The organism is Streptomyces sp. NPDC057253 (genome assembly GCF_042669125.1).
Lineage (GTDB): Bacteria > Actinomycetota > Actinomycetes > Streptomycetales > Streptomycetaceae > Streptomyces.
In genome coordinates this window covers 1-21360 of the sequence record NZ_JBHUXV010000071.1, presented here as the reverse complement: position 1 = coordinate 21360, position 21360 = coordinate 1, and the positions used below count along the sequence as shown (strand labels likewise).

General features: G+C 72.0%; 20 protein-coding genes and 1 riboswitch. Of the genes, 4 read left to right on the top strand and 16 right to left on the bottom strand.

Annotated features, from left to right (window positions below; all coding sequences use genetic code 11):
- Window positions 1-6: 6 nt before the first annotated feature.
- The 5 genes from ribH to ACFULQ_RS31280 all read right to left on the bottom strand — a co-directional run bounded on the left by ribH (window position 7) and on the right by ACFULQ_RS31280 (window position 4728).
- Window positions 7-492 (bottom strand): 6,7-dimethyl-8-ribityllumazine synthase, encoded by a 486-nt coding sequence (gene ribH / locus ACFULQ_RS31300; RefSeq protein ID WP_057583696.1) that lies wholly within the window; start codon window positions 490-492, stop codon window positions 7-9.
- A 25-nt stretch (window positions 493-517) separates the two neighbouring features.
- Entirely contained in the window at window positions 518-1807 is a 1290-nt protein-coding gene (locus ACFULQ_RS31295; protein ID WP_383550418.1) for a bifunctional 3,4-dihydroxy-2-butanone-4-phosphate synthase/GTP cyclohydrolase II, read from the bottom strand.
- On the bottom strand, window positions 1804-2445 hold the full coding sequence (locus tag ACFULQ_RS31290) for a nicotinamide riboside transporter PnuC (RefSeq protein WP_383550416.1): 642 nt from the start codon (window positions 2443-2445) through the stop codon (window positions 1804-1806). Before ACFULQ_RS31290 ends, ACFULQ_RS31295 begins: the two co-directional genes overlap by 4 nt.
- Complete coding sequence (locus ACFULQ_RS31285; RefSeq protein ID WP_383550414.1) at window positions 2442-3047, bottom strand: riboflavin synthase; 606 nt, start codon at window positions 3045-3047, stop codon at window positions 2442-2444. Before ACFULQ_RS31285 ends, ACFULQ_RS31290 begins: the two co-directional genes overlap by 4 nt.
- 156 nt (window positions 3048-3203) lie before the next feature.
- Window positions 3204-3334: riboswitch (FMN riboswitch) on the bottom strand.
- Between the two features lie 212 nt (window positions 3335-3546).
- On the bottom strand, window positions 3547-4728 hold the full coding sequence (locus tag ACFULQ_RS31280; RefSeq protein ID WP_383550412.1) for an ROK family transcriptional regulator: 1182 nt from the start codon (window positions 4726-4728) through the stop codon (window positions 3547-3549).
- Between the two features lie 114 nt (window positions 4729-4842).
- Here ACFULQ_RS31280 and ACFULQ_RS31275 point away from each other — a divergent pair, with 114 nt between their 5' ends.
- Entirely contained in the window at window positions 4843-6054 is a 1212-nt protein-coding gene (locus ACFULQ_RS31275) for an MFS transporter (protein ID WP_383550410.1), read from the top strand.
- Between the two features lie 78 nt (window positions 6055-6132).
- Here ACFULQ_RS31275 and ACFULQ_RS31270 read toward each other — a convergent pair whose 3' ends face one another.
- Window positions 6133-7263, bottom strand: coding sequence for a glycoside hydrolase family 6 protein (locus ACFULQ_RS31270; protein WP_383550467.1), 1131 nt, complete (start codon window positions 7261-7263; stop codon window positions 6133-6135).
- Window positions 7264-7435: 172 nt separating this feature from the next.
- On the opposite strand from ACFULQ_RS31270, the gene ACFULQ_RS31265 reads away from it, so the two are divergent.
- A complete protein-coding gene (locus tag ACFULQ_RS31265; protein WP_383550408.1) occupies window positions 7436-8122 on the top strand; it encodes a DUF5995 family protein in 687 nt (228 codons plus the stop codon).
- A 267-nt stretch (window positions 8123-8389) separates the two neighbouring features.
- On the opposite strand, the gene ACFULQ_RS31260 is transcribed toward ACFULQ_RS31265, so the two are convergent.
- From ACFULQ_RS31260 to ACFULQ_RS31225, 8 genes are all read right to left on the bottom strand, one after another.
- The gene (locus ACFULQ_RS31260) at window positions 8390-10105 is read right to left on the bottom strand and encodes a flavin monoamine oxidase family protein (protein WP_383550406.1); all 1716 of its coding nucleotides are present in this window, start codon (window positions 10103-10105) and stop codon (window positions 8390-8392) included.
- A gap of 62 nt (window positions 10106-10167) precedes the next feature.
- Window positions 10168-10956, bottom strand: coding sequence for a carbon-nitrogen hydrolase family protein (locus ACFULQ_RS31255; RefSeq protein ID WP_383550404.1), 789 nt, complete (start codon window positions 10954-10956; stop codon window positions 10168-10170).
- 116 nt (window positions 10957-11072) lie between these two features.
- On the bottom strand, window positions 11073-12296 hold the full coding sequence (locus tag ACFULQ_RS31250) for an MFS transporter (RefSeq protein WP_383550402.1): 1224 nt from the start codon (window positions 12294-12296) through the stop codon (window positions 11073-11075).
- A 105-nt stretch (window positions 12297-12401) separates the two neighbouring features.
- Window positions 12402-13820, bottom strand: a complete 1419-nt coding sequence (locus tag ACFULQ_RS31245; RefSeq protein WP_383550400.1) for an HAD-IA family hydrolase — start codon at window positions 13818-13820, stop codon at window positions 12402-12404.
- 61 nt (window positions 13821-13881) lie between these two features.
- Window positions 13882-14949, bottom strand: a complete 1068-nt coding sequence (locus ACFULQ_RS31240; protein ID WP_383550398.1) for an ABC transporter ATP-binding protein — start codon at window positions 14947-14949, stop codon at window positions 13882-13884.
- Between the two features lie 3 nt (window positions 14950-14952).
- Window positions 14953-15765, bottom strand: a complete 813-nt coding sequence (locus ACFULQ_RS31235; RefSeq protein ID WP_383550396.1) for an ABC transporter permease — start codon at window positions 15763-15765, stop codon at window positions 14953-14955.
- A complete protein-coding gene (locus ACFULQ_RS31230; protein ID WP_383550394.1) occupies window positions 15753-16649 on the bottom strand; it encodes an ABC transporter permease in 897 nt (298 codons plus the stop codon). The genes ACFULQ_RS31235 and ACFULQ_RS31230 overlap by 13 nt, the downstream gene beginning before the upstream one ends.
- Complete coding sequence (locus tag ACFULQ_RS31225) at window positions 16646-17800, bottom strand: ABC transporter substrate-binding protein (RefSeq protein WP_383550392.1); 1155 nt, start codon at window positions 17798-17800, stop codon at window positions 16646-16648. Before ACFULQ_RS31225 ends, ACFULQ_RS31230 begins: the two co-directional genes overlap by 4 nt.
- A 214-nt stretch (window positions 17801-18014) precedes the next feature.
- Between ACFULQ_RS31225 and ACFULQ_RS31220 the strand changes: the two genes are divergently transcribed.
- Window positions 18015-18755, top strand: a complete 741-nt coding sequence (locus ACFULQ_RS31220) for a GntR family transcriptional regulator (RefSeq protein WP_383550391.1) — start codon at window positions 18015-18017, stop codon at window positions 18753-18755.
- A 41-nt stretch (window positions 18756-18796) separates the two neighbouring features.
- Window positions 18797-19255, top strand: coding sequence for a hypothetical protein (locus ACFULQ_RS31215; protein ID WP_383550389.1), 459 nt, complete (start codon window positions 18797-18799; stop codon window positions 19253-19255).
- On the opposite strand, the gene ACFULQ_RS31210 is transcribed toward ACFULQ_RS31215, so the two are convergent.
- Complete coding sequence (locus ACFULQ_RS31210) at window positions 19248-19700, bottom strand: Lrp/AsnC family transcriptional regulator (RefSeq protein WP_383550387.1); 453 nt, start codon at window positions 19698-19700, stop codon at window positions 19248-19250. The genes ACFULQ_RS31215 and ACFULQ_RS31210 overlap by 8 nt on opposite strands.
- Before the next feature lie 10 nt (window positions 19701-19710).
- Window positions 19711-21168 (bottom strand): amino acid permease, encoded by a 1458-nt coding sequence (locus tag ACFULQ_RS31205; RefSeq protein WP_383550385.1) that lies wholly within the window; start codon window positions 21166-21168, stop codon window positions 19711-19713.
- Window positions 21169-21360 lie beyond the last annotated feature (192 nt).

The following is a 21360-nucleotide window of genomic DNA, read 5'->3' as shown; positions in this document are numbered from 1 at the left end:
CCTTCGTCAGCGCCACGGTTCAGATACTGAGCGGAGGGTGGCCGCCGTGGCCACCGCGGCGGTCACCGCCTCGTGGCCCTTGTCCTCGTTCGAGCCCTCGATTCCGGCGCGGTCCAGGGCCTGTTCCTCGGTGTCGCAGGTCAGCACACCCATGCCGACGGGGACACCGGTCTCCACGGAGACCTGGGTGAGGCCCTGGACGACGCCCTGGCAGACGTACTCGAAGTGCGGGGTGCCGCCGCGGATGACGACACCGAGGGCGACGATCGCGTCGTAGCCGCGGCCCGCGAGGACCTTGGCGACGACCGGGAGTTCCCAGCTGCCGGGGACCCTGAGCAGGGTCGGCTCGTCGATCCCCAGGTCGTGCAGGGCGCGCAGCGCGCCGTCCACCAGTCCGTCCATCACCTTCTCGTGCCACTGCGCCGCGATGACGGCGACCCGCAGGTCCCCCACGTTGCGTACGGACAGCTCCGGTGCACCCTTGCCGCTCACGTTCTCGAACTCTCCCTCGAAGTGCTTACTGGTTGCTGCAGGTGGACACCGGGGCGGCGTCCAGCCAGGGCAGGTCGTGGCCCATCCGGTCCCGCTTGGTGCGCAGGTAGCGGAGGTTGTGCTCGCCCGCCTGTACGGGCATCGGCTCCCGCCCGGTGACCTTGAGGCCGTGGCGCAGGAGGGCGTCGGACTTGTCGGGGTTGTTGGTCATCAGGCGCAGGCTGCGGACGCCGAGGTCCTCCAGGATCTGCGCGCCCGCGCCGTAGTCCCGGGCGTCGGCGGGCAGGCCGAGCTCCAGGTTGGCGTCGAGGGTGTCCCGGCCCTGCTCCTGGAGCTCGTAGGCCCGCAGCTTGGACAGCAGACCGATGCCGCGCCCCTCGTGGCCGCGCAGGTAGACCAGCACTCCCCTGCCCTCCTCCTGGATGCGCTCCAGGGAGGCGTCGAGCTGGGGGCCGCAGTCGCAGCGCAGGGAGCCGAAGATGTCACCGGTGAGGCACTCGGAGTGGACGCGGACCAGGACGTCCTCGCCGTCGCCGATCTCGCCGTGCACCAGGGCGACATGCTCGACGCCGTCGACGGTGGAGCGGTAGCCGTACGCCGTGAAGGTGCCGTGGGCGGTGGGCAGCCGGGTCTCGGCCTCGCGGCGGACGGTGGGCTCGCTGGTGCGGCGGTAGGCGATCAGGTCCTCGATGGAGATGATCGTCAGGCCGTGCTTGCGGGCGAAGGGGATCAGCTCCGGGAGGCGCAGCATCCGGCCGTCCTCGCCGGCGATCTCGACGATCGCGCCGGCCGGGCGCAGTCCCGCGAGCCGGGCGAGGTCGACGGCGGCCTCGGTGTGGCCGTTGCGGGTGAGCACGCCGCCGTCGCGGGCCCGCAGCGGGAAGATGTGGCCGGGCCGGACGAAGTCGGTGGGCTCGGCGTCGCCGCTCGCGAGGAGCCGGAGCGTGGTGGCGCGGTCGGAGGCCGAGATCCCGGTGGTCACACCGTGCGCGCCGGAGGCGTCCACGGAGACGGTGAAGGCGGTCTTCATCGACTCGGTGTTGTCGTCGACCATCTGCGGGAGCTTCAGCCGGTCCAGTTCGTCGCCCTCCATGGGGGCGCAGATCAGGCCGCGGCACTCGCTCATCATGAAGGCGACGATCTCGGGGGTGATCTTCTCGGCGGCGACGACCAGGTCGCCCTCGTTCTCGCGGTCCTCGTCGTCGACGACCACGATGGGTCGGCCGGCCGCGATGTCGGCGATGGCCTGCTCGACCGGGTCCAGCGCGAAGTCCTCGAACCCGTCGGTGCTGTAGAGAATCGGTGCCGCGCTCATGCCGGCGCTCCTTCCATGACGGGCCGCGCGGACTGCCGGGAGCGCAGCCACCAGTCGCGCATGCCCCACAGGACGAGCGCGCCGTAGATGACGTAGACGAAGCCGGAGAAGGCGTAGCCGTTGGCGAAGTTCAGGGGGACGCCGACGAGGTCGACGAGGAGCCAGGCGAACCAGAACTCGACCATGCCGCGGGCCTGGGCGTACATGGCGACGACGGTGCCGACGAATATGTACGCGTCCGGCCAGGGGTCCCAGGACAGGCTCGGGTAGGCCTTGAAGAGCAGGGCGACGGCGACGGTGCCGACGGCGGCGGCGCCGACGAGGGCCCCGCGCTCACGCCAGGAGGCGAACCGGGGCGTGATGTGCCCGTCGCCCGACTGCCCCTTGGTGCGGTTCCACTGCCACCAGCCGTACAGGGCGACGAGCATGACGACGGCCTGCTTGCCCGCGCTGCCGGTGAGGTGCCCGTAGAAGGCGCCGAAGAGGATGAGGCCGGAGACGAACTGCACCGGCCAGCTCCAGAGGTTGCGGCGCCAGCCGAGGGCGAGGGCGATCAGGCCGAGGATGTTGCCGATCATGTCCGACCAGAGGATGTGCTGGCCGAACAGCGTGAAGGCCTCGGTGTTCAGGGAGTTCACTTCCCCGCCCCCTGACCGCTCGCGAGCAGGCGCTCGACGTACTTGGCGACGACGTCGACCTCGAGGTTGACCGGGGAGCCGGGCTGTTTGAGGCCGAGCGTGGTCAGGGCGAGGGTGGTGGGGATGAGGCTGACGGTGAAGTAGTCGGGCCCGGCCTCCACGACGGTGAGGCTGATGCCGTCGACCGTGATGGAGCCCTTCTCGACGACGTAGCGCGAGAGGTCCGCGGGCAGCGAGATCTTGATGATCTCCCAGTGCTCGGAGGGCTTGCGCTCCAGGACCTCGCCGGTGCCGTCCACGTGCCCCTGGACGATGTGGCCGCCCAGGCGTGCGCCGACGGCGGTGGGACGCTCCAGGTTGACACGGGAGCCGACGCCCAGCGCGCCGAGGCTGGAGCGGTCGAGGGTCTCGGCCATGACGTCGGCGGTGAACTCGTCGCCCTCGTGCTCGACGACGGTCAGGCAGACGCCGTTGACGGCGATGGAGTCTCCGTGGTGCGCGCCTTCGGTGACGACGGGGCCGCGCAGTCGGAAGCGACAGGCGTCGCCGAGGTTCTCGACGGCGGTGATCTCGCCCAGCTCTTCGACGATTCCGGTGAACACTTCCCGGGTCCTCCCTGCCTCATTCGGGCACGGACTCCGGGGCTGTCGATGACGACAGAATGAACGAGCAGGGACACCGAGGGCGACGCCGGACGGGACTCACCCCCGCGAGGGTGAAGCCTGTTACGGCGGCGCGCATACAGGTATGCCCGCCCGCCGCGCACTGCCTCCCATCCGGACTTTAACCGTCGGTCCAGGAATTTCACCTGGTCAACCGGCCGCTGGAAGCGGTCGGGTCGCGGACTGTAACCGCCGGTTCGGACTTTCACCGACCCCGGAGTGCGCTGCTTCTGGTACGCAACCAGTCTGCCACGCCCGATCGGCGTCCATACGGGCGAGGCGTGTGCAGTGGCTCACAACCCCGTGGCCGGAAACCTCTTGACCTAATGGTCTAGTCCTTTTTAGGGTCGCCGTGGGTGGACACCCGTAGAGACGGGCCCGGCGGCGGTGACGACGGCCCTTGCCCGCCGCCGGGTCTTCATCGTGAAGCCGATGGGTCTCAGGTACGTCCGTTTCGCCCCTGGCGGGGTGCGAACACCTCGTCCTGGGCCCTGCCGCTCGCCGTGAGCAGGGCTCCGCGCAGAACCGCCCCGCCGCCCAGCGTGCTCGCGCGCACCTGGGTGGGCAGCGGTGACATGCCGCGGACCCTGCGCTCCACTCGCCCGGCGAGGTCCGTCCCGCCCGCCTGGCCGACCTCGCCCCCTAGCACCACGCAGCCCGGGTCCAGGACGGCGACGACCGAGGCGACTCCCACGGCGAGCCGGTCGGCCAGAGCGTCCAGGAAGCGGGACTCGTCGTGCGCCACCGCCTCCCGCACCACGCCGGCGGCCCCGTCCGCTGGCAGCGTCAGGCCGCACTCCACCGCCAGTCTCACGATCCCCGCCGAGCCGGCCAGCGAATGGAAGCCGCCTTCACAGTCCACCGCCGAGGGCAGTCCCGCCGTCCCCGGCACCGGCAGGAACCCGATCTCCCCCGTGCCGCCCGAGGCGCCCCGCCGCAGGATGCCGTCCAGGACCACCGCCGCGCCGGTGCCCTGGCCCAGCCACAACAGCACGAAGGTGTCCCGGTCCCGGGCGATCCCCTCGCGCTGTTCCGCCAGCGCGGCGAGGTTGGTCTCGTTCTCGACGTGGATACGGGTCCCGGGGAGCCGTTCGCCCAGCGCCAGGACCAGTCGGCGGTGCCATTCCGGCAGGCCGGTGGAGTCACGGAGTTCGCCGCTCGCCGGGTCGATCAGACCGGGGGCGCCGATGCCGACGGTGTGGAGTTCGGCCACCCCCGCCTCCTTCGCCGCCCGCTCGACCAGCGCGACGGCCTGCTCGACCGCGGGGCCCGTCCCGGTGTCCCCGCCGATCGGCACCGACGCCTCGGCCAGCACGCGTCCCAGCAGGTCGGAGACGACGACGGAGACGCCCTCGGTCCGGACGTCTAGGGCCGCCAGATGGGCCTGGTCGGCGACGATGCCGTACAGCTTGGCGTTGGGGCCGCGGCGCTGCTCCCCCGACTCCCCCACCACGCCGATCAGTCCGGCGGCGGCGAGGCGCTCGACGAGGTCGGCGACGGTCGGCCGGGACAGCCCGGTGAGCTGCTTCAACTGGCCTGCCGTCAGCGGGCCTTCCTGCTGGAGCAGGCGCAGGGCGAGCCGGTCGTTGATGGCCCGGGCGGTGCTCGGGGATGCGGGCATGCCGGGAATCCTCTCAGATCCACAGAGCCGGATATGCGCTATCTATCAGGCAGGGTTCCTGATAGTTTACGGCGGCGACAGCGGGACGACGAGGATCCGGGGAGGGGCCCGACAATGAGCGATGTGGTCCACACATCAGTGGAGGTACGGCGGGCCCGGTACGCGGTGGCCGCCGTCTTCACCGTGCACGGGGCCGTGACCGGCTCGTTCGCGACACGGGTGCCGTGGATCCAGGAGCACTCCTCGGTGAGCGCCGGCCAGCTGGGCCTGGCGCTCGCCTTCCCGGCGCTCGGCGCCTCCGTGGCGATGCCGCTGGCCGGCCGGGTCAGTCACCGCTTCGGGGCCCGGAACGCGCTGCGCGGCCTGATCTCCCTGTGGACGCTGGCCCTGGTGCTGCCGTCGCTCGCCCCGAACCTGCTGACGCTCTGCGTGGCCCTGTTCGTCTACGGCGCCACGGCCGGCATGGCGGACGTGGCGATGAACGCGCTGGGCGTCGAGGTCGAGAACCGCCTCGACCGCTCGATCATGTCCGGGCTGCACGGCCTGTGGAGCGCGGGCGCCCTGATCGGCTCGGCGGCCGGCACCCTCGCCGCGCACCTGGGCTCGGACGCCCGGCTGCACCACGCGCTCGCCTCGGTCACCCTCACCCTGCTCGGTCTGCTCGCCTGCCGCTGGGTGCTGGACCTCCAGCCCACCGAGGACGAGGAGCCGCCGCCCCGGTTCGCGCTGCCGCCGAAGTCGGCGCTGCTCATCGGCGCGGTCGGGTTCTGCGCGGTGTTCGCGGAGGGGGCGAGTCTGGACTGGTCGGCGGTGTATCTGCGGGACCAGTTGGAGACTTCGGCCGGGCTCGCGGCCGCGTGCACGACCGGTTTCACGCTCACCATGGCTCTCGCGCGGATCGCCGGGGACCGGCTGGTGGACCGCTTCGGCGCGGTGCGCACGGTGCGGGCGAGCGGGGTCCTGGCGGTGCTCGGCGGACTGCTCATCGTGGTCGCCGACCAGCCGGCCGTGGCGATGGGCGGGTTCGCGCTGATGGGGCTCGGCATCGCGGTGGTGGTGCCGCTGTGCTTCGCCGCCGCGGGTCGCAGCGGGTCCAACCCCAGTCTGGCGATCGCCGGTGTCGCGACGATCACCTACACCTCGGGGCTGGTCGCCCCGAGCGCGATCGGCACGCTGGCCCAGGCCACCAGCCTGATGGTGTCGTTCATCCTGGTGACGGTCCTGGCCTGCGGACTCGTGGCCTTCGCGGGGGTGCTGCGGGCCGGCGACCGGGATCGGTCGAAGGTCGGCGCCCCGGCGGCGGCGGTTCCGGACCCGCGGGGCTGAGACCGCTCCCGTCGGGCCTTGCGGCAGGCTTTGCGGCAAGCCTTACAACCGGCCTCACAGCAGGCTTTACAGCAGGCTTTACGGCGAGGCCAGGTCATAGGCGTACGAGGCGCTGAACGTGCCCGGTGTGCCCTTGCAGCCGTCCGACTCCCCCGGGAGCTTCACCCACAGGTAGGCGTCGATCCGCGGTTCGCCGGTGTTCAGGGTCGGGGCCTGCCCGATCTTCCGGCCGGCCGGGTCGCACCACTGGCCCTCGGGCGGGGCGCCGTTGCCGTTGCGGCTGGTGTCGATGACGGCGCCCAGTCCGGGCGGTCCGCCCAGAGCGGCGAGGACCTGACGGTCGTAGTCGATCTCGGCGGACGTGGTGTGGAAGTTGGAGACGTTGCTGAAGATCCCGTCGGAGGAGGCGGCCGAGGCGGCGCCCGCCTGCCTCAGCAGGGCCGCCTGTTGCGCGGCCGGGTTCCAGCCGGAGTGGCCGGCGTCGTAGTAGACGCGTGCCCTCGGGTTCGCGGCCTTCAGGACGCGGCCGGCGCGGGCCAGCGAGGCGAAGCGGCCGGCCCGCGCGGCCGCCGAGAGGCAGTCCGACTGGGCGATCGAGTCGGGCTCCAGGACGACGATCACCTCCCGGGAGCCGAGCCCCGCGGCGAACCGGTCGATCCAGGCGTCGTACGCGGCGAGGTCCGGCGCCCCGCCCTGGGACGCGCCGCCGCAGTCACGCTCCGGGACCGCGTACGCCACGACCACCGGGACCCGGCCCTGCGCGGCGCCGCCGGAGGTGACCGCGCGGACCCTGGAGGTGATGGTCGCCGGGGTGTAGTCGGCGAACCAGACCGCGGCCGGCCGGTCGGCGATACGCGACTCTATGACGCCGGCCCGCCAGTCGCGCGGGTTCTCCCGCACCCATTCGAGCACCTGGGAGGAGGGATGGCGGTAGAGGCGGGCCGCGGTGGTGGCTCGGGTCCTGGTGGGGCTCGGTGACCTGCTCGCGGGCTTCGGGGACGCGCTCGCCTTGGTGGAGACGGACGGGGAGGCGGCGGGGGCGGCGGACGGCGAACCGGGGCTCGATGGCGGGACCCGGTCCCTGTCCGGACTCGGCCGGCCGTCGGTCGGTGCCGGCCGCGCCTCGTCGGAGGCGGCACGGTCGTCGAGCCCGGAGACCATCCCGGTCGCGGTGCCGACGGCGGTGACCAGGAAGGCCACCGCGACCATGGCGCTCCGGCCCACGGCACGCCTGCGGGCGGCGCGGCGCGCGGCCAGTCGCTGGGCACGTGAGCCTGACACCCTCTCGCTCCCCCCTCGCGCGGCGGGCAGCGTCCCCCGTTCTGGGGAAGCGTCGGGCCCGCCGGTACCCCGGCCAGCCTAGGACTGGGACCCTGCGCTTATGGCGCAATTGGAACAGTTCACCACTCCTCTCGACGCGGTCCTCTCCCGTATGCGCGCCCTCGACGAGGCTCTTCCCGAGCGGGACGGCGTGGCGGTCTTCAACCGCGTCTACCTCGCCGTCACCGAGGCGGTCGAGCGCTGCGTCGACGGCGGCCGGTTCCCGGACGCACGGGCCGCGATCACGCTGGACGTGCGGTTCGCCGAGCGCTATCTGGCGGCGGTGGACGCGGCCGCCCGGGAACACCGTCCGCCGGCCTGCTGGCGGCCGCTGTTCCAGTTCCGCCGGCATCCCGGGGTACGACCCCTGCAGTTCGCGTTGGCGGGCATCAATGCGCACATCGGGCACGACCTCGCGCTCGCCGTGGTGGACACCTGTCGTAGCCTCGGCTGCGAACCCGTCGAGGTGGAGGACGAGTTCGACCGCGTGGGCGACCTCCTCGTCTCGCTGGAGGAGCGCATCCGCGAAGAGCTGATGCCGGGCCCCGACCTCCTCCAGATCGCCGACCCGCTCACCCATCTCCTCGGCTCCTGGAGCCTGGACCGCGCCCGGGACGCCACCTGGACCGCGGCCCGAGCCCTGTGGGCCCTGCGCGGACTGCCGGACGTGGCCGCCGAGTTCACCGAACGCCTGGACACGGCGGTGGGCTTCGCAAGCCGCATGCTGCTGACACCGCTTCCGGACTGAACCCCGGGCCGGGCAGGGCCCAGGGGCCGTCCGGCGGATCAGGCCGGCGTCGCGGGGTCCGGCTGCCGGTCCGCGGCGTGGTCGCCGGTTGCCGACGCCCCACGCCCCACGCCCCACGCCCCACGCCCCACGCCCGAACAAACCTCGCGCGACAGCCGCCCGTCGCGTCGTCGCCCTTCGCCCGCGCCTGCAGGTCGACGCACCAGACCCGCCCCACCTGCGACGATCAGCGCCGTTCCGTGGAGCCGGCCTGACCGCCGGACGGCCCTAGTCCTCCGGCAATTCCACCGGCGCTATCTCGTCGTACAGGTCGCCCGGCCCCGGGTTGGTCGGGTCGGTTTCGCCGCCGAAGTGGTGCATGACGCCCCAGACCGCGTTCAGGGCGGTCTGGATCGCGCCCTCGGCCCAGCCCGCCGTCCAGGAGATGTCGTCGCCGGCGAGGAAGATGCCCCGCTTGTCCTCGGGCAGCCGGTCCTGCATGAAGTGGGTGAACAGGCGCCGCTGGTAGCGGTAGTGGCCGGGCAGGTTGGCCTTGAACGCGCCCATGAAGTAGGGCTCGTTCTCCCAGGAGACGGTCACCGGGCTGCCGATGACGTGCTTGCGGATGTCGACCTTGGGATAGATCTCGCCGAGGGACTTCAGCATGACCTCCATCCGCTCGTTCGCGGACAGCGGCAGCCACTTCAGACTGTCGTCGCACCAGGTGTAGGAGAGGCAGATGACGGCGGGCCTGTCCGGGCCGTCGTCCAGCAGATACGTCCCGCGCGTCATCCGGTCGGTGAGCGTCATCGACATGACGTCCCGCCCGGTCGGGTTTCCCCTGTCGTCGACGGCCTTGTCCAGCCAGAAAGGCCGGTCCACGGGCACGAACAGCTTCGACGACTCCATGTAGTGCGTGCGCTCGATCGCCGTCCAGTGGTCGATCGGGAAGAGCGAGTCGTCGCAGGCGATCTTCGACAGCAGCATCCAGGACTGCGCGGTGAAGATCGCCGCCCGGTACGTACGGATGTCACCGTCCGCGTCCGTCACGGTGATCCGGTTGCCGGCCGTCCGGTGCAGCCGCGTCACGGTCGGCCGGGGCTCGCCGTCGACGTGCAGGGACTTCAGCGAGGTCCCGTACGCCCAGTGCACGATCTTCTCCGGCTCGCGCTCCCAGAGCCGGACCGGCAGCTGCTGCGAGCCGCCCACGATCCCCCGGTGGTGGTCGTCGGCCTCGGTGTAGACGACCCGCAGGATCTCCAGGATGGAGTTGGGGAAGTCGGTGTCCCAGCCGCCGGTGCCGAAGCCGACCTGGCCGAAGATCTCCCGGTGCCGGAAGGACCGGAACGCCTCGGAGTCGCAGAGGAAGCCGTAGAAGGTCTGGTTGTCGAGCTTCTCCACGAGCCGCGCCCAGATCTCGCGGATGCGCGGCACGTCCCGCTCGCGCAGGGCGCGGTTCATGTCCCTGAAGTCGGCGCCCTCTTCGAGGCACTTGTTCCAGGCCTCGGCGACATCGCGGTAGACCTGCGGGAGGTCGTCGATCGTCTCGGCGTAGTGGGACTCGCCCTTGAGGTCGACCACCGTCGAAGGGGTGGCCTCCGCAAGGGGGTTGGGGAAGGGCCGGGTCTGCAGACCGACCAGGTCGATGTAGTGCTGGAGGGCCGTGGAGGAGGGCGGGAAGCGCATCGCGCCCATCTCGGCGGTGAGGCCCTCCGTGCCCTGGCCCTCGAAGCCCACGGTCCGCAGCCGGCCGCCGATCCGGTCGGCCTCGTACACGACCGGCTTGAGGCCCATCTTCATCAGCTCGTACGCGGCCACGATGCCGGAGAGACCCCCGCCGATCACCGCGACCTCGGTGCCGTGCTCGGTGGCCGGTATCTGCCCGAGGCCCGCCGGGTGGGCGAGGAAGTCGTCGTAGGCGTACGGGAAGTCCGGACCGAACATGGTGATCGGCGGCTGCTGCTCGTCTGCGTGCTCGACGGCGTTGGGCACGGTGGACGTCATGGGGTGCGAACTCCTTGAAGCGGGCTTGGGGAAAGCGGGTGGGCCGGGCGAGGGACCCGTGTTCAGACGAGGGACCCGTAGAGGCCGGGTCGGCGGTCGGCCAGATACGGGTTGGCCTCGCGGGAGGCGGCGAGGAAGGCCGGGTCGAGGTCGGCGAGGATCAGCTCCTCACCGCGCCCGGCGCGGGCCCTGGCCACCCCGTCGGGCCCGGCCAGCACGGAGAGCCCGACGAAGTCGAACTCCCCTTCCTGGCCGACCCGGTTGACGTAGGCGACGTACATCTGGTTCTCCCAGGCCCGCACCGGCACGAGTGACTCGGCGACGAACTGGAACGGGTGCATCTGGGCCGTCGGCACCACCAGCAGGTCCGTTCCGGCGAGGGCGTGGGCGCGGACGTTCTCCGGGAACTCGACGTCGTAGCAGATCATCAACCCGACGCGCAGGCCGCCCAGTTCGGCCTGGACCACCGGCTGCTCGCCCGGCGTGAAGTGGTCGCGTTCGAAGCAGCCGAAGAGGTGGGTCTTGCGGTAGTTCGCGAGGCGGGTGCCGTCGGCGGAGATCAGCTGGGCGGAGTTGTACACCGCGTCGCCGGAGCGCTCCGGGTATCCGTACGCGATCGCCAGACCGTGCCGGGTGGCGATCTCCGCGACGGCGTCCGCGCCGTCCCCGTCGGCCGCCTCGGCGAGCCGGCCGATGTCGTCGCCGATCGCGTACCCGGTGAGGAACATCTCCGGAGCGGCCAGCAGCGCGGCACCCGCGGCGGCGGCCCGGGCCGCGGCCTCGTCGAGGACCTTGAGGTTCCCCTCGACGGAGCCGGGGCGGCCGGAGCTCTGGAGCAGGGCGGTGCGCATGCGTGATCCTCACCGGGGCGGAAGGTGGATGTGGGGGCCACGTAGCGGGCCATATAGAAGGTACGGGCGGCTCACCGGCGCGAACAAGAAGGAGCCGTTGCGCGCCGGTAAGCAGTTCATTGCGTGCGGATGCGCTCCTGCGGCGATTCGTTGCGCGCTCGCCGACATCCCCGGACCAGCACCAGCGCCGTCACCAGGTACGGCACGGACAGGACGACGAAGACCGTGCTGTGCGCCAGTGACGCTCCGAGCAGGGTGTACAGACCGAACACGGCGACCGTGACCAGTTCCGTGCCCAGGCTCGCCACCGAGGTCAGGGTGGCCCGCCGGGCGTCGCCGACGCGGTGCTGGAGGCGGACGTCGGCGAGCACCTCGGCCAGCTGGAAGCCGGCGAAGGCGAGGCCGACGAGGGCGATGCCGGCCGGGGTGCGGACCCCGGCGCCCACGGCCAGGGCCACCGCGGCCCCCGCGATCAGCGCGGCGAGGCCCCGGGTGCCGAGGCGTTCGGCGGGCCCGGCGAACAGGCTGCCGACGGTGACGGCCGCCCAGACCAGCAGGACCAGCCAGGGCACGGTGGTGTCGGCCACGCCGAGGTCGCGGATCAGCAGCGACACGTACTCGTCGAGCGCTCCCCACACCGCGGCGACGGCCGGGATCAGCAGCAGGGCGCCCCGCACGGCCCGGTCGCCGCGGGCCTCGGCGACCCCGGCCCGCAGGGTCGCCGCCCAGCTGGTGCTCCCCTTCTCGGCCGGCACCCGGTGCTCCGGCAGCCGGGTCGCGGTGACCGCGGCCAGCAGACAGGCCAGGACGCTCGCGGCGCCGACGGCCGGGTAGCCGCCCAGCGCGAGGACCGGCCCGGCGAGGCCCATCGCGGCCACCGTGGCCAGCAGCCGGGCCGCCCGGGTCCGGCCCATCACCCGGGCGTACCGGTCGGCGGCCCCGAGCCGTTCCATCTCGTCGTAGACCAGCGCCTCCAGCGAACCGGAACCGAGAGCTCCGCCGGCGCCCCACAGGACGAACCCCAGCGCGAAGGCGCCGTACGACGGCACGGTCACCCACAGTGCGAAGCCGGCCGCGGTGAGCAGCGGGCCGAGCCACAGCAGCCGGCGCCGCGAGACGGTGTCGGCCCAGGCACCGGAGGGCACCTCCAGGACGACGGCCGTGAGGGACCACAGGGCGAACAGCGAGGAGATCTGCCAGAGCGGCAGGCCGGTGTCCGCGAACAGCAGCGCGTACACCGGGTAGAGCAGGACGAGGTCGTCGAGGAACGCGTAGCCGTACAGCGTGGTCGTCAGCCGGCGGACGCCGGTCGCGGGCACACCTGCGGGTGAGAGTGTCATGAGGCCTTCCCGGAAGGGCGGTTCGGACGTCGTGGGTACGGCGTCCGAGGCGGCCCTCGGGAGGCACGGCTGGTGGATCAATGTCGCCAGGTCATGTCACCGATGCTAGACAGTCCCGGGCCCGCTGCCCAGCGAAAATGTGGTGATCACGGCGGCGTGGTCGGAGGGCCAATCGTTGTCCTCGACATCCGGCCAGGTCCGCGGGGTGCCGCTGACGAGCGTGAGCGAGTCGAGGACCCGGAGCCCCCGGTGCAGCACGAAGTCGATGCGGTCCTGCGGCTCCGGCGCGGCGTGCACCGGGGACCAGGTGTGCCCCGGGTCCCGCACGGCGTCCGGGTGCGCCTCCCGGTACGAGTCACGGAACCCCGCCTCCTCGGCCGCCTTCGTCACCGGCCACTCGACGTCCGGCCAGTCCAGATGGGAGGGGCAGTTGAAGTCCCCGACGAGGACGGCGGGCGCGGCGTCCCCGATCCGGCGCAGGGTGTCCCGCATCTGCCCGAGCCGCACCTCCTCGCGGGCGAGCGGCTCGGCCGCGTAGGGCCCGTAGTGCTCGTAGTCGAGGTGCGCGGTCCACACCTCGACCTCTTGGTCCGCTACGGCGATCCGCGCGCCGGCGGCTCCGTAGAACCCGACGTCCGGGTCGCCCAGCACGGCCATGACCGGGAACCGGCTGATGATGCCGAGGTTCGACCCGGCGCTGTGGTGGTGCCAGCCCAGCGCCTCGGCGAGCTCCTCGGCGGCGGTGCCGTACGTCTCCTGGAGTCCGACCACGTCGGCGCCGGTCTCGGTGATGACCTTGAGCTGCTTGGCGCGGTGGTCGTGGACCTTGGTGCCGCCGTACCAGAGGTTCCAGGTCATCACGCGGAGCCGGTACGGCAGCAGGGCGCGCAGCCGGGCCACGGTGACGCCCTCCAGGCCCTCCGCTCCGGTCAGGACCGTACGGCCCGGGGCCGCCTCGATGGGGGCCAGCGAGGGCACCGCGAGGACCGCGCAGCCGGCCGCCTCGGCGGAGCGGACGCCGGTCTCCGTGTCCTCGACGGCGACACAGCTCGCGGGGTCCGTGCCGAGGGCGCGGCAGGCGGCGAGGTAGGGGTCGGGGGCGGGTTTGGTGTGCTCGGTGTCGTCGGCGGTCACGGAGACGGCGAACCGGCTCGCGCCTCCGAGGGCCTCCAGGACGACCTCGGCGACGGCTCGCGGGGACGCGGTCACCAGGGCGGTCGGGACACCCTCGCGGGCGAGCGCGTCGAGCAGGTCGAGGGCGCCGGGGCGGGGCACGACACCGGTGCGGACGCGGTCGGCGAACTCCCGGTGCAGGGTGTCGGCGAGGTCCGCGGCCGGGGTGCCCGTGGCCGCGGCCAGCCAGGCGGCGGTGTGCTCGACCGGGCGGCCGAGCACGTCCGGCCGGTCCGCCTCGGTCAGCGCCCGCCCGGCGACCCGCTCCACCGCCTCCCACCACAGCCGCTCGGTGTCGACGAGCGTGCCGTCCATGTCGAACAGGACGGCCTGGAGGGGGAGTCGGCTCACGGTTGTCTCTTTCGTGGGGGGATCGTCATGGGGGGGCGGGTCAGCGGGTGCGTTCCGCGGGTCAGCGAGTGCGTTCCGCCACCAGCACCGGCCGCTCGGGCAGCGACACGCTCACCCGGGTGCCGGCGGTGAGCTCGGCGGACTCGTGGGCGGGCAGGTCGGCCTTGACCTCGGTGCCGTCGGCGAGCCGGACGGTGACGCGGACGGCCGCGCCCAGGAAGGACGTGGCGACCACCTGGGACGCCCCGTCGGCCTCGGCCCGCACCCGCACGGCCTCCGGACGCACCAGTACGTCGACCTCGGTCACGGTCGGCACCGGGCCGTCGACCGGCAGCCGCTGTCCCAGCACGTCGACCGTGTCCTGGGCGAGCCGGCCGGGGATCCGGCTCATCGTGCCGACGAACTCGGCGACGAAGGCGGTGGCGGGCCGGCCGTACAACTCACTCGGCGCCGCGCACTGTTCGAGCCGGCCGGCGTGCATCACGGCGACCCGGTCCGCCATGGACAGGGCCTCCTCCTGGTCGTGGGTGACGAAGAGGGTGGTGATGCCGAGCTCCTGCTGGAGCCGCCGGATCTCCTCGCGGAGGCTGAGCCGCACCTTGGCGTCCAGCGCGGACAGCGGCTCGTCGAGCAGCAGGACGCGCGGGCGCAGGGCGAGCGCACGGGCCAGCGCGACCCGCTGCTGCTGGCCGCCGGAGAGCTCGTGCGGGAACCGCCCGCCCTTGTCGGCGAGCCCGACGAGGTCCAGCAACTCGGCTGCCCTGGAACGTCGTTCGGCCGTACGGACCCCCCGCATCCGCAGTCCGAAGGCCACGTTGTCGAGGGCGTGGAGGTGCGGGAAGAGGCTGTACGACTGGAAGACCATCCCGGCGTCCCGGCGGTGGGCGGGGACCCGGCTGACGTCCTCGCCGTCCACCAGCACCCGCCCGGAGTCAGGGTGTTCGAACCCGGCGAGCATCCTGAGCGCGGTCGTCTTGCCGCAGCCGGACGGACCGAGCAGGGCGAGCAGCTCACCGGGCCGCACGGTCAGGTCCAGCCCGTCGAGGGCGACGGTCTGGCCGAACTCCCGCCGGAGACCTTGGAATTCGACGGTCGCCGCGGTCGTCTGGGTCTGTTCAAGAACGGTCATGGTTCATCCCCGGGAAGCGGTACGGGTACGGCCGCCGAAGCCGGCCAGGACGAGGAGCAGCACCCACGTCACGAGCAGGCTGAGCACGGACACGGCGACGGACAACTGGGCCTGGGAGCCACTGACGTTGACGATCCACACGGCGAACGGCCGGAAGCCCAGCAGCTGGGCCACGGTGAACTCGCCGAGCACCAGGGCCAGGGTGAGGAAGGAGGCGTTGAGCAGCGCGCCCCGCAGATTGGGCAGTACGGCCCGGACGAGGGCCTGCGGCCAGCCGGCACCGCAACTGCGGGCGGCCTCGACGAGGGTGCGGACGTCGACGGCCCGCAGACCCGCGTCCAGGGCCCGGTACACGAAGGGCAGCGCCATCACGACGTACGCGAGGACCAGCACGAACGGGAAGTCGGGGTTCTGGATCGCCACGAAGGTCTCGAACAGCGGGGTGCGCGAGAGGTGGTCGGGGCCCCACTTGAGGACCGTGCCGATGCCGGCGACGAACGCGATCGGCGGCACCACGAGCGGCAGCGAGCACACCACCTCGACGACCGGCCGGAGCCGCGGTGCCCCGAGCCGCAGCGCGACCATGGCGGGCACCATCAGCAGCAGCACGACGGCGATGGTGGCGAGGGCCAGCTCCAGCGAGAGCAGCAGGCTGGAGACGAAGCCGTCGGTGGAGAAGATCTGGGTGTAGGCGTCGAAGGTGATCCCCTGGCCCGGCACGTCGACGGTGAAGACGACGGACGCGGCCAGCGGCACCAGGAAGTACAGCCCGGCGAGGCCGAGCACCCCCCACCGCCACAGGTTCAGGCGAGCCATCGGGCGCTCCTTCGCTGAAGGGGCAGGTACACGGCCATGACCAGGCCGGCGACCAGGACCATGTCGAGGCTGAGGGCGAGGGCCACGTTCTCCTGGCCGACGAGGACGTTGCCGGAGATCGCGTCGGCGATCTGGAGGGTGACCAGCGGAATGGAGCTGCCCACCATCGCGGCGGCGGTGGCGTAGGCGGCGAAGGCGCTGCCGAAGAGCAGCACGAACCCGCCGAGCAGGGTGGGCAGCAGGACGGGCAGGGCGACGAAGCGCCAGTACTGCACGGTCGTCGCCCCGTTGTTCTGGGCGGCCTCGCGCCACTGGACGCGCAGTCCGTCCAGGGCGGGGGTGATGGTGAGGACCATGAGCGGGATCAGGAAGTACAGGTAGACGATGACCAGGCCCCAGAAGCTGTAGAGGTCCCAGCCCTTGTCGGTGAGGCCGAGGTGCTTGGTCAGTACGCCGGCGTTGCCGAGGGTGGCGACGAAGGCGAAGGCCAGCGGGACCCCGCCGAAGTTGGCGAGGACCCCGGAGGCGGTGAGCACGGCCTCGCGCAGGGCGCGGAAGCGGGAGGTCACGACGGCCTGGGCGAGCGGCAGTCCGACCAGGGTGCCGAGGGCCGCGGAGACGGCCGACAGCTTCACGCTGCCGAGCAGCGCGGTGAGGTACGCGCCCTTGAGGGAGGTCGTCAGGTTGTCGAGGGTGTACGAAGTCGCCCCGGTGGCCGGGTCCTTGGCGGTGAACGCGCCGTCCAGCATGGCGATCGCGGGCAGCCCGAAGGCGAGGGCGACGAACGCGAGCAGCGGGAGGACGGCGACCCAGCCGAGGGACCGGCGCCGCCGCCTGACCTGGGCGGCGGGCGCCGGGTCCACCCGTACGGCGGTGGCCGTCATCCGGAGACGGCCTTCGCCCAGCCCTGTCCGAGGACCGTCTTGGCCTTGCCCTGCTGGGCCTCGGTCGGGAACTTGGGCGTTCCGGTGACCTCGGGCAGCTTGGCCGCGGCGGCCTTGTCGAGGGTGCCGGCCTTCTCCATGGCGGTCATCAGGGCCGGGCGGGCGTATCCCTTGAGCCAGAGGTTCTGGCCCTCGGCGCTGTAGAGGTACTCCTGCCACAGCCGGGCGGCCGCCGGGTGCGGGGCGTCCTTGTTGACGGCCTGGGAGTAGTACTGCGAGAACTGGCCGTCGCTCGGGACCGACACCTTCCAGTCGACGCCCTTGGACTTGAACTCGTCGGCGTACCCGGCGTTCAGGTAGTCCCAGTCGATACTGATGGGCGTCTCGCCCTTCTCGACGGTGGCCGGGGTCGACTCGACGGGCGTGTAGTTGCCGTTCTTCTTCAGCTTGGCGAAGAAGTCCAGGCCGGGCTGGATGTCGTCGAAGGAGCCGCCGCTCGCGAGGGCTGCCGCGTAGACACCGCCGAAGGCCGAACCGGACTTGGTGGGGTTGCCGTTGAGGGCGACCTGGCCCTTGTACTGCGGCTTGAGGAGGTCGGCGAAGGTGGTGGGGCAGGTCTTGACGCGCTTGGCGTCGCAGCCGATGGAGATGTAGCCGCCGTAGTCGTTGTACCAGCGGGCCTGCGCGTCCTTCTGTCCGGTGGGGATGTCGTCGTACGACTGGACCTTGTACGGCGCGAGCAGTCCCTGCTGGGCGGCGCTCAGCGCGAAGGAGCTGCCGAGGTCGAGGACGTCGGGCGCCCGGTCCTGGCCCTTGCGGGAGGTCACGGCGTTGATCTCGTCCTGGCTGGAGCCGTCGGGGTTCTCGACGGAGATCTTGATGCCGTACTTCTTCTGGAAGCCGTCGATCAGGGCGCCGTAGTTGGCCCAGTCGCGGGGCAGCGCGATGGCGTTGAGCGTGCCCTCCTTCTTCGCGGCGGCGACCAGCTTGTCCAGGCCGCCGAAGTCCGCGGCGGAGGTGGCGGTGGCGGCGCTCTTGCCGTCGGCGGTGGTCGACTCGGTGTCGGGAGCGGCGCCACAGGCGCTCAGGGCGAGGGCGGCGAGGGTGGCGAGAACACCGGCGGCGGCGCTTCTCGGCAGGGACACGGTCACGGCTTCTCCAAGGGACGCGCGAGGGTGCAGGAGCCAGAGGGAGGAAACTTGTCTGAACAAGTTGGCCCCAGTAAGGCCGCCGATGGTGTCGTGTTCGTAAACAACGTCGAAACGTTGACCCCCTACTTTCCGCACATTCCGCACGCCCACGGAACACTTGCATCGTCGACTAGGCTGGTCACGCTGTGCACAGCGTTCGACTCGGAGGGGAAGCATGACGGCGCGACACGAGGAGATCGCCGACGAACTGCGCCGGGCGATCGACCGCGAGGAGTACACCGTCGGCAGTCTGCTGCCCGCCGAGACGGAGCTGGCGGCGCACTACGGCGTCTCGCGCGGAACGGTCCGCCAGGCGGTCGCCGCGCTGACCGCCGAGGGACTCATCGGCTCCCGCCAGGGCGCCCGCCGCGTGGTCCTCGCCAGCCGCCGCAGCCAGAGCTTCGCGGAGCTCAGGAGCTTCGCGGAATGGGCGCGCGCGATGGGCCGGGAGGCGACCGGGCAGGTGGTCGCGCAGGAGTACCGTCCGGCGTCGAAGGAGGACTCGATCCGCCTCCAAGTGGCCGTCGGCACCCCGGTGTTGCACGTCCTACGGGTCCGCGGTCTGGACGGCGAACCGGTGTTGCTGGAGCGGACGGTGTACGCCGACTGGATCTCCCCGACCGTCGAGGCGATCGAGCCGGACTGCCCCTCGGTCACCCAACGCCTGTACGACGACACGGGGTTGGTCTTCGCCTACGGGGAGCACGTCATCGACGCGGTGGCGGCGGGGGCACGGGACGCGGAGCTGCTGGACATCCGCCGCACGAGCCCGCTCCTACGCGTCCGCCGCGTCACCACGACCCGCGAGGGCCGCCCGGTGGAGTGGTCCGACGACCGCTACCGCTCGGACGCGGTGAGCTTCAGCGTCCACAACTCGATAGGAAACAACGCGCTGGCGCGGAAGACTGCGGAGTAGAGCTCGCGGACTCGAAACGACCATCGGCGACGGAGGTTCGGATGGACATCCCCGCACTGCCCCGGATCGACGAGCACACCACGCTGGTCCGGGCCGACGCCGGCTCCGTCTGGCACGCACTCGGCGAGACCCTGGACCAGTCCTTCGGGCGCCCCCGCTCCGCCCGCTACGGCCGTCTCGTCGGCGTCGCCGACCGTACGGCGTCCGGACCGCGGCCCCTCGCCGAGGGCTCGGCGTTCCCCGGGTTCCGGGTGGCCGCCGCGAGGCCCGGCCGGGAGCTCGTCCTGGTCGGGCGGCACCACTTCTCGACGTACGCCCTGATCTTCCGCCTGGACGAGGCCGGGGACGGCAGCACCCGGCTGCGGGCCGAGACCCGGGCCCGGTTCCCCGGACCCGGTGGTGCCCTCTACCGGCTGCTGGTCATCTCCTCGGGCGCGCACGCCCTGCTCACCGGGCGACTGGTGGCCGGGGCCCGGCGACGTGCCGAGCGGGTCAGGTAGGCGACCCGGAGGAGAACCTCCGCAGCAGCGGCGACAGCACCAGCACCGACTTGGTGCGTTCCACGAACGGCTCCCCCGCGATCCGCTCCAGGACCCGCTCGAAGTGCCGCATGTCCGAGGCGAAGACCTGCACCACCGCGTCGGCGTCCCCGGTCACGGTGGACGCGGCCACGACCTCCTGATAGCGCTCCAGACCCCGCTGGATGGTCTCCGGGGAGGTGTTGCTCCGGCAGTAGATCTCGACGAACCCCTCGGTCTCCCAGCCGAGGGCCGCCGGATCCACCCGTACGGTGAAGCCGGTGATGGCTCCGGTGGCGCGCAGCCGGTCCACGCGCCGCTTCACGGCGGGCGCGGACAGACCGACGATCTGCCCGATGTCCGCGTAGGAGCGGCGGGCGTCCTCGGCGAGGGCGTGCACGATGCGTTCGTCGAGATCGTTCAGCACGGTGGGTGGATCAGCCTTCGGGTGTTGCGAGTCGGGAACGGCGATGGCCGTACACGAAGTAGAACACGAGCCCGGCGGCCATCCAGACCCCGAAGACCACCCAGGTGACGGTGGACAGGCTGCCCATCATCCACACGCAGAGGCCGAAGCCCACGGCCGGGAAGACCGGTGAGAGCGGGACGCGGAAGGTGCGGGGCATGTCCGGACGGGTCCGGCGCAGCACCACGACGGCGATGTTGACCAGCGCGAAGGCGAAGAGCGTGCCGATGCTGGTGGCGTCCGCCAGCTGCCCCAGCGGGATCGCCGCCGCCAGCACTCCGCAGAACAGGGACACGATCACGGTGTTGGCCCGGGGCGCCCCGGTCTTCGGGTGGACCCGCGCGAACACCTTCGGCACGAGTCCGTCCCGGGACATCGCGAAGAGGATGCGGGTCTGGCCGTAGAGCACGGTCAGGACCACGCTCGCGATGGCGACGACCGCGCAGAACGCCAGCAGGGTGCCCCAGAAGGTCTGCCCGGTGACGTCCCGCATGATCTGGGCGAGCGCGGCCTCCGAGTCGTTGAAGCCCTGCCACGGCCTCGCGCCGACGGCGACGGCCGCGACCAGGACGTACAGCGCGGTGACGATGACCAGCGACAGCATGATCGCGCGCGGCAGGTCGCGCTGGGGGTTCCTGGCCTCCTCACCGGCGGTCGAGGCGGCGTCGAAGCCGATGTACGAGAAGAACAGCGTGGCACCGGCCGCGCTCACGCCCGCCATGCCCAGCGGCATGAAGTGCTCGTAGTTCCCGGAGCGGAAGCCCTGGACGCCGATCGCGCAGAACAGCACCAGCGCGGCGATCTTCACGATCACCATGACGGTGTTGGCACGGGCCGACTCCCGGGCGCCGCCCAGCAGGAAGGTCATCGCGAGGAGTACGACGATCAGGGCGGGCAGGTTGAAGACGCCGCCGTCGCCGGGCGGGGCGGAGAGCGCGTCCGGGACGGTGACGCCGATGGTCCCGTCGAGCAGCTCGTTCAGGTACTCGCCCCAGCCGACGGCCACGGCGGCGACCGAGACGCCGTACTCCAGGACCAGACACCAGCCGCAGATCCAGGCGATCAGTTCGCCCATGGTTGCGTACGCGTACGAGTACGAGGAGCCGGAGACCGGGATGGTGCCGGCCAGCTCGGCGTAGGAGAGGGCGGAGAACAGGGCGGTGAGTCCGGCGATCACGAAGGAGAGCGTGACGGCCGGGCCTGCCTTGGGGACCGCCTCACCGAGGACGACGAAGATGCCGGTGCCGAGGGTGGCGCCGATGCTGATCATCGTCAGCTGCCACAGCCCGAGCGAGCGCCGGAGTGCCCCTCCCTCGCCCTGGCCGCCCTCGGCGACGAGGCGTTCCACCGGCTTGCGCCGCATGAGGCGCGCGCCGAGCCCCGTCGCCTGTGGGGTGGGCTGTCGCGGGGGTGCGCCTTGGTCGAGCACGCGCTGACTCCTTCGTCGTTGCAGGTGGGTACAGCGCAGCACCCTACGAGCCCGGGCGTCACAGTCGTAATGCGGCAACCTTGCACGCACTCGCAAGATCGTTGCGTTCCGCGCCGAAGGGCGGGCGTTCGTTGCGCCGCACCCCTTGCGGGTGCGCCGGAACGCGCGCGGCCCCCGCCTCTCGACGGGGGC